This is a genomic window from Sulfurospirillum sp. (assembly GCF_036802865.1).
GTDB lineage: Bacteria > Campylobacterota > Campylobacteria > Campylobacterales > Sulfurospirillaceae > Sulfurospirillum.
Map to the genome: position 1 here is coordinate 384,698 of NZ_DAIRVK010000001.1, position 14,303 is coordinate 399,000.

The window sequence follows — 14,303 nt, forward strand, 5'->3', positions numbered from 1 at the left end:
AAGGAATATAGATATGAGAAGAAGAAAAGCTCCTGTAAGAGAAGTATTACCAGATCCAATCTACAATAGCAAGATTATCACAAAGTTTATCAATGCATTGATGCTCGATGGAAAAAAGAGTGTTGCTACTAAAGTATTTTATGGTGCGTTAGAGTTAGCTGAAAAAAGAAGTGGAACCTTAAAAGGTATTGAAATTTTTAACGGTGCTATCGATAACGTTAAACCAGTTATGGAAGTAAAAAGTAGACGTGTAGGTGGAGCAACATACCAAGTTCCGGTAGAAGTTAGAACAACTCGTCAACAAGCATTGGCTCTTCGATGGTTGGTTTCTTATTCACGTAAAAGAAGTGAGAGAACCATGATCGAGAGGTTGGCAAATGAACTTTTAGATGCGGCTAATAGTAGAGGCGCAACCTTTAAGAAAAAAGAAGATACTTATAAAATGGCAGAAGCAAACAAAGCGTTTGCTCACTATCGCTGGTAAAATGGTGATGGGAATGTTCGCTGATATGGTGTACATTCCCTCTCTTCAAGAACTACACTCCTAATATAACAAGGAAATTATAATGGCAAGAAATACCCCTATTGAAATGGTTAGAAACATCGGTATTGCTGCGCACATTGATGCAGGTAAAACCACAACAACAGAAAGAATCCTTTTTTACACCGGCATCTCTCATAAAATTGGTGAGGTACATGATGGTGCTGCAACAATGGACTGGATGGAGCAAGAAAAAGAAAGAGGTATTACCATTACTTCTGCTGCGACAACATGTTCATGGAAAGATCACCAAATTAATATCATCGACACCCCAGGCCACGTTGACTTCACCATTGAAGTTGAGCGTTCTATGCGTGTTCTTGATGGCGCTGTAGCTGTATTTTGTGCAGTTGGTGGCGTTCAACCACAGTCTGAGACTGTTTGGAGACAAGCAAATCGTTACCAAGTTCCAAGAATGGTATTTGTTAACAAAATGGACCGTGTTGGTGCAGATTTCTATAATGTTGAATCACAAATTAAAAATCGTTTAAAAGCGAATCCAGTGCCAATTCAAATTCCTATTGGCGCAGAAGAGAATTTCAAAGGTGTTGTTGATCTCGTAGAGATGAAAGCACTCGTTTGGGATGATGACGCTGCAATGGGTTCAAACTACCAAGTCGTTGAAATTCCAGCTGACCTTGCTGATAAAGCAAAAGAATACCGTGAAAGAATGGTTGAAGCAGTTTCTGAGACCAGTGATGAATTGATGGAAAAATACCTTGGTGGTGAAGAACTAACCAAAGCTGAAATTAAAGCAGGTATTAAAGCTGGATGTCTTGCAATGACATTTATCCCTATGATCTGTGGTACAGCATTTAAAAACAAAGGTATTCAACCAATGTTGGATGCTGTTATTGATTATATGCCAGCTCCAACTGAAGTACATGCTATTAAAGGTGAGTACGAAGACGGACATGAGTGTGTTGTTGATTCAACAGACGAAGGCGAATTCGCAGCTCTTGCATTTAAAATTATGACAGATCCATTTGTTGGTCAATTAACATTCGTTCGTGTTTATCGTGGTTCATTGGAAAGCGGAAGTTATGCTTACAATACAACAAAAGATAAAAAAGAGAGAATTGGTCGTTTGCTAAAAATGCATGCGAACAAAAGAGAAGAGATCAAAGTACTTCACTCTGGTGAAATCGGCGCGGTTGTAGGTCTTAAAGACACACTAACAGGTGATACACTTGCGAGCGAAAAAGATCCTGTGATCCTAGAGAGAATGGTATTCCCAGATCCTGTTATCTCTGTTGCGGTTGAGCCTAAAACAAAAGCGGATCAAGAGAAAATGGGTATTGCACTTCAAAAACTTGCTCAAGAAGATCCAAGCTTTAGAGTTGAGACAGATGAAGAGAGTGGTCAAACCATCATCTCTGGTATGGGCGAGCTTCACTTAGAGATTCTTGTTGATCGTATGTTACGTGAGTTTAAAGTTAGTGCAGAAGTAGGTCAACCACAAGTTGCTTACCGTGAGACAATCCGCGCATCAGTTAACCAAGAATACAAATACGCAAAACAATCTGGTGGTCGTGGTCAATACGGTCACGTTTACCTCAAAATTGAACCTCAAGATGCAGGTCTTGGTTATGAGTTTGTTAACGATATCAAAGGTGGAGCAATTCCAAAAGAATTTATCCCTGCTGTTGATAAAGGTATTAAAGAAGCACTTGGTGCTGGTGTTCTTGCAGGTTATAAAGTGGAAGACGTTAAAGTTACACTTTATGATGGAAGTTACCATGATGTTGACTCCTCTGAGATGGCATTTAAATTGGCTGCTTCTATGGGCTTCAAAGAGGGTTGTAGAAAAGCGAAACCAGTTATTCTTGAGCCAATCATGAAAGTTGAAGTAGAGACTCCAGAAGACTTTATGGGTGACGTTATCGGCGATCTTAACAGACGTCGTGGACAAATCAACTCTATGGATGATAGAAGCGGTAACAAAATTGTTAACGCATTCTGCCCATTGGCTGAGATGTTCGGTTACTCTACAGATCTTCGTTCTCAAACACAAGGTCGTGCTTCTTACTCTATGGAATTCGATCATTATGATGAAGTTCCTAGAAACGTTGCAGAAGAGATTATCAAAAAACGTAACGGTTAATTAGTTTATATGTAAAGAGTCTTTGGGCTCTTTACATCCTTCCTTTTCTTCTTATAATTCAATTTTTATTTTCCCCATCAACTTATTTTTGTAGTACATTAAACAATAAATGGTTATAATCCTGCGCTTTCTTAAACATGTCTCTATTTGTGTGTTAAATGCGCTAAAAAGGTTAAAATTTGATAGATATAAAACATTTAAGTAAATATTTTGACAATCAAAAAGTTTTAGATGATATAAGTTTACATGTCAATGCAGGTGAGATATTTGCTATTGTTGGGCATAGTGGCGCTGGTAAATCAACGTTACTTCGTTGTATCAATGGTCTTGAAGGCTTTAGTGAAGGTGATATGAGTGTTCTTGGAAAAGAAGTCAAGCATTTAAGTGAAAGTGGCTTAGGTGAGTTACGAAAAAATATTGGGATGATTTTTCAAAACTTCTCTTTACTCAATCAAAAAAATGTGTACGATAATATTGCCCTTCCGATGAAAGTTTGGGGATACAGCAACGATGAGATTAAAATACGCGTTGATGAACTTTTAAATCTTGTAGGTCTAGAAAGTAAAAAATTTGTTTACCCTAAAGAGCTTAGTGGTGGGCAAAAACAGCGTGTTGCCATTGCTAGAGCACTAACTCTGAATCCAAAAATACTTCTCAGTGACGAATCCACCAGCGCCCTTGATCCTAATACCACAAAATCTATCTTAGAACTTTTACAAGAGATCAATACTAAACTTGGCGTGACTATCATCATTGTAACCCACGAAATGGAAGTGGTGAAAAAGGTGGCTTCTCGCGCACTACTTTTAGAAGATGGAAAAGTGATAGGTCTTGGAAGAATTGACGAACTTTTCTTACGACCTGATGAAAAAATGATGAAGTTTTTGGGCGAAGATGAAGAGTTGCCAAAAGAGGGTGTCAATATAAGGCTTTATTTCCCGAGTAATGTTTCGTATAACCCAATTGTCACAACTATGGCTAGAGAGTTGAATATAAATTTTAATATTGTCTGGGGAAAGCTCGAAAAATTAAATGACAATGTCGTTGGCACGCTTGTCATTAATATTGACGAACAAACTTCAATCGTGATAAAGAACTATTTGCAAGAAAAAGCTGAAGTTATTTGGGAGGTTATCTAAGATGAATCAATACCTCATAGAGTTTTATGAAAAATCTTTTGGGATGAAACAGGTCTTGCTGGAGGCTGTTATTGAAACACTTACCATGAGTTTGATTTCAACGCTAGTAGCCACAGTCATTGGGTTTATACTTGCGATTATTTTGGTTATTGCCGATAAAGAGGGTCTTTCTCCCAATGCCTATATCTATAAAAGTTTAGACATTATAATCAATACGTTGCGTTCATTTCCCTTTATTATTCTCATCATTGTTCTTTTCCCTTTGACAAAGTTTTTGGTTGGAAAACAGACAGGAACGTTTGCTATGATTGTACCACTTATCATTGGTACCGCCCCATTTATCGCAAGAATGATTGAGAATGCTTTTAAAGAAGTTGACTCAAGTGTTATCGAAGCTGCAAAATCTTTTGGGGCAACCAAATTTCAGATTATTTTGAGAGTTTTGCTTCCTGAGGCATTTCCAAGTATTATCTCCGCTATTACATTAGCGTTGATTATAATTATTGGTTTTTCAGCAATGGCAGGAACTGTTGGTGGTGGTGGTCTTGGTGCGGTGGCTATGAATTATGGTTATTATAGATTTGATGGAATCTACATCTTTTGGACAGTATTTATTTTAATTGTACTTGTCCAAATTTTCCAAAGCATAGGCGACTTTCTCTACAAAATCATTAAACATTAAATCGCTATTTTTTGGCGTATCAAATTCATATTCAGTCTTTCTTAATACGAATGACGTTAACATTTCAATATGTATACTAAATTAATAGATTTACTATACATTATTTTGAGCAATTCAAAGGGGTACACATGTATAAACGTTTAGGGGCTATTTTAGTTGGAGCACTACTTGCATTTAGTGGTTGCAGTGGCGATAAAAAAGTTGAAGAAAAAGCGGTTGCAAAAGAAGATAAAAGTGCAAAAACAATTATTGTTGGTGCTACACCCGTACCTCATGCTGAAATATTGGAAGTTGTAAAACCTCTTTTAGCTAAAGAAGGGTACACACTTGAAATTAAAGTTTTTAATGATTATGTGATTCCAAATAAAGTAACAGACAGTGGTGAAATTGATGCAAACTTTTTCCAACATTCACCGTATCTTGCCGAATTTAATAAAAACCAAGGTACTAAACTTGTCAGTGTTGGCAATGTTCATATCGAGCCAATGGGAATTTATTCTAAAAAAGTTAAATCTCTTAGTGAGTTAAAAGATGGCGATACCGTTGCAATTCCAAATGATGCAACAAATGGTGGAAGAGCTTTAGATGTTTTAGCAACAGCAGGACTCATCAAGTTAAATGATGTTGCACTTAAAACAAAACTGGATATTGTTGAAAATCCAAAAAATCTTAAATTTACAGAGCTAGAAGCAGCACAACTTCCTCGTGTTATTGAAGATTTTACATTGGCAGTTATCAACACAAATTATGCGCTTTCAGCAGGGCTGAATCCAACGACAGATGCTCTTGGATTAGAGTCTGCAAATTCTCCATACGCGAATATTATCGTGGTTAAAGCAGGTAATGAGGCGAGTGCTAAAACACAAGCGCTCATCAAAGCGGTTAAATCTGAGGAAGTTAAAAAGTTTATCACTGAAAAATACAAAGGTGCTATCGTTCCAGCTTTCTAAAATCTATGCGAAGCGTATTGCAAAGTACGCTTCGTTTCTTCTTTTCTAAACCCCGCCAAGAGCTAAGTAAGTTTTGGTATAATACCCACCTCAAAAGAATAGACTCATTGTTGTCCTCATAGCTCAGCAGGATAGAGCATCAAATTCCTAATTTGAAGGCCGTGCGTTCGAATCGCACTGAGGACACCACCCCTTTAATTGAATAATAGATCAATCTTCTCAAGACTAACATCATCCAATGTAAATTCAAAAATAGATAAGTCTTCTTCCATATGCTTAAGCGATGTTGTACCATTAAGAGGGATGATATCCCGTTGTGTTACATAACGGTAAAAAATCTGCTCAACACTTTTAGTATACTGATGAGCGATTGTTTGAAGTGTAGGAGAATGTACAATATGCGGATTTGCACTCAGTGTCCAAAAACTCTGATAGATAATACCTTGCTCTTTGCACCAAATACGTAAAGATGCATCGTAATGTGAATCTGCATAAAAGCGGTTTTGTACCACTGAAGGCTTAATACGAGCATCTTTATAAAGTTGCTCCACTAAAGAGAGATCATAACAATTGCTAATGCCAATTTGATGGGTATCTCCATTTTCACAGAGTGTTTCTAAGGTTCTCCATGCCCTCAGTAAATGAGTATAAGGAAAGAGTGGAGAATGCAACAATAAGGAATCCAGATACTCGGTACGTAGGTTTTGCTTGGAGACGTTACATGACGTCATAATCTGCTCTTCTAAAGAAGCCTGAGCTTTATAGGGAAGGCGTTGTGGATCTTGTCCCGATAGTGGTGTGAATTTGGTTTGAATAAAAAGTGCTTCTCTTTTTCCACCTTTGTTGTAAAAACGCTCTAGACCTTCACCTACCAATGCCTCTTCATAATGCTTTGGTTGGCATGCTGTATCGATTCCTTTAAACCCTTTTTCAAGCGCTAATGCAACTAAATCCGCAGTACGCTCTTTTTTCCATGCCGTACCATAAAGCATACACGGAATGTGAACGTTTTGGTTACTTATAACATAGTCCATGTGAACTCCTTTCATACATTAATTATCTTGCAACATTAGGTTGCAAGTAGTAAAAGCACCAAAGGTGCGTGGGCTTTGTGCCGAGCAAAACACAGTGTTAACGTAGTGTTTAAAGCTTTGCTTTAAATACGTGTTAAGAGTTCTATTATAGAAAAAGAAATTTTCAATGGTGCTTTCTTTGTATGATTAAACGTATCATGTAAAGAGATCCATATATGCCAAAGTGTAGGATATGCTAAAGGAGATACGATGTTAACATACCATGCGCAAACGATGCACAGTTACAGCTCTGTGCGCACGAAATCCCATTTTATGGATTGGGAGCATCAACCCACACAATTTAAAATTTATCCTGAAACCTTTAAACGTATTGCTCTTACTAAACACAATCCAGACCATCAATTTTTTTACCTTATTGGAGGCCTAACGGCACAGAAAAGCTACCCTGGAGTTACCTATGCTTTGCGAACAAACCCCAGTGCTGGGGCACTTTATCCTACCGAAGTCTATGTGCAGATACGAGGTGTCAAAGGTTTTGAAGATGGCATTTACCATCTGAGTCCTTATGAGTCAGCTCTTGTGTTATTGCATAGCTTAGCGAAGGAAGAAGGGGTTGAAAATTTTTTACATATGAAGTGTGTTGAGGGGTTTGTATTTCTCTTTTCTGCTATCTATTACCGATCATCATGGAAATACCATGACCGTGCATATCGCTACTGTTTACATGATACGGGGCATATGCTTGGCACGTTAGAGGCTTCGTGCCTGCTTGCAAAGAAGGCGTATCGTATTGTGTATGATGCCGATAAACAAGCGTTAAATACTCTTTTTGGTTTTGGAAATGAAGAGTTCTTTCTCTCAACTGCCGTGGTTGGAGAGGAAAAAAGCTTTATCTGTCAAACGCCTTTGATGCAGTTGTCTTATGTAGATGGCACAGGAACTTTTGAAGCCAATGCGCTCATTGAGCAAACATATGCTAAAACCTGTGCGCTTCACTCAAAACCACAATTCACAATGCCGACCGTTGCCTTAGATCAAGAACGTTTCAAACAAGCGATATGGAAACGCCGCTCAATTCGAGAATTTACGCAAAAAGCTCTTTGTAAAGAAGAATTTTTAGAGGTCATGGCATTTATCAACGCGCCAATTCCAAGTGATTGTGATACGGATATTGAAATTTATGCAATTATCAACCGTGTGGAAGGTATGTGGAAAGGGGTTTACAAAGAGGGTGATTATGTGCAATCAGGTGATTTTGCACGTAAAGCGGGGTATCTTTGCTTGGAACAAGCCTTGGGCGAAGAAAGTGGCGTCACCTTTTTTCTCGTAGGGCATGATGAGCAAAATTATCAAGCAATGGTACAAAAAGCAGGCATTATCGGGCATAGGCTGTATCTTATCAGTAGCTACCTTGGGTTTGGTTGCAGTGGCATTGGAGCGTATTATGATGAAGAAGTTGCTGAATTTTTAAAGAGCAAAGGTATGATACTTTATGCTTTAGCCATTGGTCGCTAAAAAAACAAAATGCTACTTCAGTGGTGCATATGAAGCTCATGCGTAAATTCGCAGGAAACGTTCTACTTTCTTCATAAAATCCTATGTTATAATGAGTGAAACTCTGCTAATCTAATATGCTAAAGGAGCATTTATCATGGCAAGCATCGCATCCATAAGGTGGACAGCCTTTTTCCCGATTATCGTTACGCTTCTTATCGCTCTTTATCCAACTCCTTCAGGTCTTGAACAACACGCTTGGTATTTTTTCGCCATATTTGCAGGTACGATTGCTGCATTGGTTATGGAATCATTCACTTTTGCAGCGGTAGGGCTTATGGGAGCTACCCTTGTTACGGTTCTTGCTCCTTGGGTACTTTTTGGCGCTAAAGAGTTGGCTAACCCAAAATTTAAGGCTCCAGAAGAAGCCATTAAATGGATGCTAACAGGCTGGAGTAGTACAACCGTATGGCTTGTTTTTTCTGCTTTTACCTTTGCTTTGGGGTATGAAAAATCAGGATTAGGGCGTCGTATTGCTTTGATTTTGGTCAAACTGATGGGGCGCAGAACACTATTACTTGGCTATGCCGTCATGCTCTCTGATGCGCTGATCGCACCGTTTACATCTTCCAATACCGCACGCAGTGGCGGTATTATTTTCCCTATTGTACGCAACCTTCCACCTCTGTACGATTCAAAACCGAACGATCCATCATCACGTAAAATTGGTGGTTATGTCATGTGGGTTGCTTTTGCGACTACGGGTGTTACCAGTTCAATGTTTTTAACGGCATTAGCTCCCAATCTTTTGTGTGTTGAGATTATCCGAAAAATCACCAAGATTGATATCTCATGGACAGATTGGTTTTTTGCGGCAGCTCCTTTTGGTATAGCCATGTTGTTGTTACTCCCGCTCTTGATTTATTGGGTTTATCCACCTGAAATTAAAGAAGGTGATGCTGTACCACAATGGGCGGCGAGTGAACTCGTAAAAATGGGTAAAGTCACGCTCAATGAGATTGTGCTTGGGTTGATTGTTTTTACGGCTATTTTGTTTTGGATATTTGGTGCAAAAATCATCAATGCCACAACCGTAGCCCTTGTTGCTGTTTCACTGATGATGATCTTTAAAATTGTAAAGTGGGATGATATTGCAGGCAATAAGACAGCATGGAATACCATCGTACTCTTGGCGTTTTTGGTTTCATTAGCGGAAGGTCTTTCACGAACAGGCTTTATTCATTGGTTTGACAATGGTATAGCAGGTTATATGCAAGGCTTCTCTCCTATTGTTGCGATGTATGTGCTTGTCGCGATCTACTTCTTTTCGCACTATATGTTTGCTAGTACGACACCCCATGCTACGGCTATGATGCCTGTGATGCTTGCTGTTGGTATGAGTGTTCCCGATATGCCCATCAAAGAGTTTGCCCTGCTCTTAGCTATGACACACGGTATTATGGGCGTTATTACACCTTTTGCTACAGGGCCTGCCCCTTTGTATTATGGTGCTGGGTATATTACAGGTAAAGATTTTTGGAAGCTTGGTTTTATCTTTGGCGTGATATTTATTGTAGCGCTCTTAGGTCTAAGTGCGCCTGTTATGTTGGCTATGCGTTGATGCAAAGCGTGAGTGTATCTTTACACTCACGCTTTTTTTACATGTATGTGTTAGAGTGATTTTAATTTTAAATAGGTGTAGTATAAAAGCGCAAGTGCAGAGCTGTACACGATGCAACCAAGTCCAATCCACATCCACATAAATGAGAGTTCAAAATAGCTTACAATGAGTGTGTATACAACACTCGGTGCTAGGATTTGTCGGAAGAATCCGACGTAGAAAATCATAGCGGGTTTTTTGATACCTTGAAGGGTTGCTACACACGAAAAATGCGTTACATAACCGCAAAAAAGAAAGAGCATCACATAAATATACGTTGTTCCATAAGAGATCACTTCGCTACTCGGATCAAACTGAGAAACCAGCCACTTTCCACTCAACAGTAAAATCCCCATGCCTATAAGACCTAGCGTATACCCATAACTAAGGGCATAAAAAAGCGTTTGACGGACACGCTCTAGTTTGCCTGCGCCCATGTTATTTGAAACTAAACTGAGTGTTGCGCTGCTGATACCAAGGGATGGAAGTAACATTAACTGTTCAACTCTGTACCCTATGCCATACCCTGCGACAGCCTGATAGCCGTAAAGTGTGACAAAATGAAGTGCAATGATGGAGCAAAATGACATCATTAACATATTAAGCCCTGGAGGGGTTGCTTGGGTTATAAATTCTTTGTAAATACGTCTATCAGGATAAAAATGTTCTTTACAGGTAAAGTTAATCAGTCCTGTTTGTAGGCTTTTATAAAGTAAGTATGCGGCATTAATGGCTTGAACCAAGACTGTGGCAAAAGCAATGCCTGCTATGCCCATTGCAGGAATAAATCCCCAGCCATAGATAAACAGAGGATTGAACACAATATTGGCAAAAAAACCAAAAATAAGCGTGTTACGATAACTCTTAGTATCGCCTGTGGCAACAAGCACACTGTTGAGTGCAAAGTTAGCAAAAAAGAGGGCTGAGCCTAGCAAAATGACTTCGATGAAGCTCAGTGCCAAAGCATGATAACGCTCTTCCGTTCCGATGGTATAAAGAAGTGGTGAAGCGAAGAAAAAGCCTAACAACCCCAAAATCATTCCAACACCAATAATAAGGGCAACCCCTTTTTTGGCAATCAAGCTGGCAAGAAAAATGTGTTGTTTCCCATACGCATGTCCGATGAGCGCTGTTAAAGCGCTGGTTCCACCATAAGCAAGCCCGATAACAAGAAAGAAGAGAAACGAAGAAGCAGACAAAGCCGCAAGCGCTTCAGTAGAGATAAGACCTGCATAGTAGGTATCGACGATGTTGTAGAGTGTATTAAAAAGCATACCAAGGCTTGAAGGAATCGATAGCTGGCGTAAAAGTGTTGGTATGGGTTGGTGTGTCAGTGATGTCGAATCCATGTAGGCTCTTTTTGATTTTATGATAACGCGTTAATGCTTCAAAAAAGCACTCATTAATTCCTCATTTTATTTCGTTAAGCTTCATAGTATAAAAATAAAAATTACACCACATATGTAATTTTTATTTAAGTTTTGTCGTTTGCTATGAAAAAATTGTTTATCCTAAGGAGTATAGAATGACAAAGAAAATGGACAGAAGATCGTTTCTCAAAGTAGGAACAGCAGCAACAGGGGCTGCAATCGCAACGGTAAATGCTGAGGCGATTCCTTTGGTGGGGGATTCTATTTTGCAAGATGGTGTTGATGGAATGAGTGCTTCACACTTTGGCGCAGTTAAGACTAAAGTGCGCAACGGTCGGTTTGAAAGTGTGGAAGCATTTGAGGAAGATCGTTATCCTTCTAGCATGATTCAAGGGCTTCCAGCGCGTACCTATGCGCAAGATCGTATCTTATACCCATGCGTTCGTGAGGGGTATTTGAAACATGGGTACAAAAGCGATAAAAGTAAACGTGGCTCAGACAAATATGTTCGCGTCTCATGGGAAAAAGCCTTTGATTTGATCGCAGATGAGCTTAAACGTGTCTATAAAAGTTACGGGCCTGATGCTGTTTTTGGAGGAAGTTACGGTTGGTTTTGTGTCGGAAGTCTCAACAACCCACAAGCGTTGGTCGGCAGAATGTTAGGCGTTGCAGGTGGCTATACGTCACGTACCTTGACCTACTCAACCCATGCGATTCGTGCGATCACCCCTTATGTAACAGGTGGTGATGAGTCGAGTAACCAACAAACCGCGTATCCAAACCTGATTGCCAACTCTGAATGCATCGTTTTTTGGAGCAGTGATCCTATCAACACCAACCAAATTGCGTGGGGCGTGCCAGATCATCAATCGTATGAGTATATGAAACAACTCAAGGCTGAGGCTAAAAAACGCAACATCAAGTTCTACTGCATCGATCCAGTTTATAACAACACCGCGATGTATTTTGGAGCAGAACACATCAAAGTGCGCCCAACGACCGACGTTGCGATGATGCTCGGTATGGCACACTATCTGTACAGTGAAAACCTCTATAGCAAAGAGTTTGTGGAAAAATACACCAGCGGTTTTGCAGAGTTCAAAGCCTATCTTTTAGGTGAAGGTGACGATAAAGTTATCAAAACACCCGAGTGGGCGGCTAAAATTTGTGGCGTGGAGGCAAGTGTGATTAAACTGCTTGCTAAAGAGTTTGCCTCAAAACGTACAATGCTCATGGGTGGTTGGGGATTCCAAAGAGCGCATCATGGGGAACAACCTCACTGGATGCTGATTACCTTAGCGAGTATGCTTGGTCAGATCGGACTTCCTGGTGGAGGATTTGGTTGTGCGTATCACTACTCAGATGGTGGTGTTCCAGCCCCTGCAGCAGCGACTGGTAATGCACTGAGTAACAATGGTAGTCAAGGAGCAGTTGCTGGTGCGGATGCCCCTGCTGCCTCTCCTGGTCTTACAGGTATGAGTGTTAACAGTAAAGTGGATGGCCCTTGGAAACAACGTAAAGTTCCTGTGATTCCTGTTTCACGTATCGTTGAATGTTTGGAAAATCCAGGTCTTGAGATCTTATTTGATGGCAAAAAACTCACCTATCCTGATTTGAAAATGGCGTACTGGGCGGGTGGAAATCCTTTCCATCATCACCAAGATCGTAACCGTATGATCAAAGCGTGGCAAAAATTTGAGACCTTTGTCGTCAATGAGTGCTTCTGGACAGCAACGGCGCGTATGGCAGACATTGTCCTTCCTGCAACAACGGAGCAAGAGCGCAATGACATCACCAAATCGCACACCAACAGCTACATCTTTGCAATGAAAAAAGCGGTTGAACCCGTCGGTGAAGCGATGGATGATTTTGATATTTTTGTGAACATCCTAAGACGCTTTAGTGCTGCTGAGGTGTTGGCGTTTACCGAGGGTAAAAGTAAGATGGAGTGGATCAAATCATTCTACGAAGAGTCTTTCAATAAAGCGAAAAAATCGGGTGTTGCGATGCCTTCCTTTGATGAATTTTGGGAAAAAGGGTTTGTGAAGTTTGAGACACCAGAATCGGCTAAAAATTTCATCAAGTATAAAACCTTTAGAGACAATCCTGTAACTCATCGTTTGGGAACGCCTTCGGGTAAAATCGAGATTTTCTCGAAAAAAATTGCAGGATTTGGCTACAAAGATTGCAAAGGGCATCCAACATGGTTTGAGCCGATGGAGTGGCTTGGCAGTTCTGTGGCAAAAGAGTTCCCACTCAATCTGGTCTCTCCACATCCAAAATACCGCCTTCACTCACAGCTCAATAACACATGGCTTCGTGATCTCGAAGAGGTTCAAGGCAGAGAGCCTATCTGGATGCACCCTAAAGATGCTGCCAAACGAGGTATTCAAAATGGCGATGTCGTGCGTATCTTTAACAAACGTGGACAAGTGCTCGGCGGTACTGTTGTCACTGAAGCGGTGATGGAAGGTGTTGTGCGTATGCAAGAGGGTGCTTGGTATGATCCTAAAGAGCCAGGTAAAATCGGTTCATTGTGTGTGCATGGTGATGTCAATGTTCTTATCGCTGATATTCCAACCTCTGAACTTGCCCAAGGCAATCAAGCCACAGCGCTTGTTGAAATTGAAAAATTTAAAGGGGAGTTACCTGCAATTGGTATCTTTAAAGCCCCTGTGATGAAAGGAATGTAATTCATGTTGTTTAAAACGACACTCTTAACGCTCTGCCTCACTTCGCTCCTTTTTGGAGCAGGTGGGTCGTTTATGAGCAAAAATAGCCCTCTGTTTTCTGATGCCAGTGCGAAAGAGGCTTTGGGTGAATTGATCGTTTCGGCTGAAGTGAAAGAGCTCTCAAAAAGTGGAGAATACACTGAAGTCGAATTTACAGGGTATCAGCCTAAAGACAGTGGCGTTGTGTATGAAAAAGCGGGGGTACTGATCGTTGGATTTGAGACCGCAAAAACCAGCGCAGTTAAAATCATCGGCGAAAAAACAGATGAGTATGGTACTGTTTGGTCACATGTGACAGTAAAAGGGTTTGTTGCCACCAGTGCACTTGGCAAAGACAAAGGGAGTATTTTAAAAGCAGGTAAAGATCTCTTTAGTGCCAAATGCGGTACGTGCCATGCCTTACATGCTGAGAGCGAGTTTGATGCCAACGTGTGGCCAAGCATTCTTGAAGCGATGGGTGAGCAAGCTGCACTTTCCAAAGATGAAAAGTATTCTATTATGAAGTATTTGCAAAACTATAAATAGGTTTGGTCTCCTTCGCCTTAAAAAGCGAAGGGACCTCATAACTCCCAAAGATAAAATAGGCTAAAATCTTTA

11 protein-coding genes and 1 tRNA gene are annotated in these 14,303 nt (G+C 40.3%); 10 read left to right on the forward strand and 2 right to left on the reverse strand.

Annotated elements, in window-relative coordinates:
• Positions 1 to 13 precede the first annotated feature (13 nt).
• The 6 genes from rpsG to V7Q04_RS02005 all read left to right on the forward strand — a co-directional run bounded on the left by rpsG (position 14) and on the right by V7Q04_RS02005 (position 5,605).
• A complete protein-coding gene (rpsG, locus tag V7Q04_RS01980; protein WP_333803239.1) occupies positions 14 to 484 on the forward strand; it encodes a 30S ribosomal protein S7 in 471 nt (156 codons plus the stop codon).
• Positions 485 to 566: 82 nt separating this feature from the next.
• On the forward strand, positions 567 to 2,645 hold the full coding sequence (gene fusA / locus V7Q04_RS01985) for an elongation factor G (RefSeq protein WP_333803240.1): 2,079 nt from the start codon (positions 567 to 569) through the stop codon (positions 2,643 to 2,645).
• A gap of 179 nt (positions 2,646 to 2,824) precedes the next feature.
• Positions 2,825 to 3,784 carry a methionine ABC transporter ATP-binding protein gene (locus V7Q04_RS01990; protein WP_333803241.1) on the forward strand — a complete coding sequence of 320 codons (960 nt, stop codon included), beginning with the start codon at positions 2,825 to 2,827 and terminating at the stop codon, positions 3,782 to 3,784.
• A 1-nt stretch (position 3,785) separates the two neighbouring features.
• The gene (locus V7Q04_RS01995; RefSeq protein ID WP_333803242.1) at positions 3,786 to 4,466 is read left to right on the forward strand and encodes a methionine ABC transporter permease; all 681 of its coding nucleotides are present in this window, start codon (positions 3,786 to 3,788) and stop codon (positions 4,464 to 4,466) included.
• Between the two features lie 128 nt (positions 4,467 to 4,594).
• The gene (locus V7Q04_RS02000; protein WP_333803243.1) at positions 4,595 to 5,416 is read left to right on the forward strand and encodes a MetQ/NlpA family ABC transporter substrate-binding protein; all 822 of its coding nucleotides are present in this window, start codon (positions 4,595 to 4,597) and stop codon (positions 5,414 to 5,416) included.
• A 112-nt stretch (positions 5,417 to 5,528) separates the two neighbouring features.
• Positions 5,529 to 5,605: transfer RNA gene (locus tag V7Q04_RS02005), tRNA-Arg, on the forward strand.
• Positions 5,606 to 5,610: 5 nt separating this feature from the next.
• Here the strand turns inward: V7Q04_RS02005 and V7Q04_RS02010 are convergent.
• Entirely contained in the window at positions 5,611 to 6,450 is an 840-nt protein-coding gene (locus V7Q04_RS02010) for an aldo/keto reductase family protein (RefSeq protein ID WP_333803244.1), read from the reverse strand.
• Positions 6,451 to 6,699: 249 nt separating this feature from the next.
• Here V7Q04_RS02010 and V7Q04_RS02015 point away from each other — a divergent pair, with 249 nt between their 5' ends.
• Entirely contained in the window at positions 6,700 to 7,965 is a 1,266-nt protein-coding gene (locus V7Q04_RS02015) for a SagB family peptide dehydrogenase (protein WP_333803245.1), read from the forward strand.
• A gap of 136 nt (positions 7,966 to 8,101) precedes the next feature.
• Positions 8,102 to 9,565, forward strand: coding sequence for an anion permease (locus tag V7Q04_RS02020; RefSeq protein ID WP_333803246.1), 1,464 nt, complete (start codon positions 8,102 to 8,104; stop codon positions 9,563 to 9,565).
• A 50-nt stretch (positions 9,566 to 9,615) separates the two neighbouring features.
• Here V7Q04_RS02020 and V7Q04_RS02025 read toward each other — a convergent pair whose 3' ends face one another.
• The gene (locus tag V7Q04_RS02025) at positions 9,616 to 10,953 is read right to left on the reverse strand and encodes an MATE family efflux transporter (protein WP_333803247.1); all 1,338 of its coding nucleotides are present in this window, start codon (positions 10,951 to 10,953) and stop codon (positions 9,616 to 9,618) included.
• 176 nt (positions 10,954 to 11,129) lie between these two features.
• On the opposite strand from V7Q04_RS02025, the gene torA reads away from it, so the two are divergent.
• Both torA and V7Q04_RS02035 read left to right on the forward strand, forming a co-directional pair.
• Positions 11,130 to 13,667: a trimethylamine-N-oxide reductase TorA gene (gene torA / locus V7Q04_RS02030; RefSeq protein ID WP_333803248.1), complete on the forward strand. Its 2,538-nt coding sequence runs from the start codon at positions 11,130 to 11,132 to the stop codon at positions 13,665 to 13,667.
• A gap of 3 nt (positions 13,668 to 13,670) precedes the next feature.
• Positions 13,671 to 14,231 carry a hypothetical protein gene (locus tag V7Q04_RS02035; protein ID WP_333803249.1) on the forward strand — a complete coding sequence of 187 codons (561 nt, stop codon included), beginning with the start codon at positions 13,671 to 13,673 and terminating at the stop codon, positions 14,229 to 14,231.
• Positions 14,232 to 14,303: the final 72 nt, after the last annotated feature.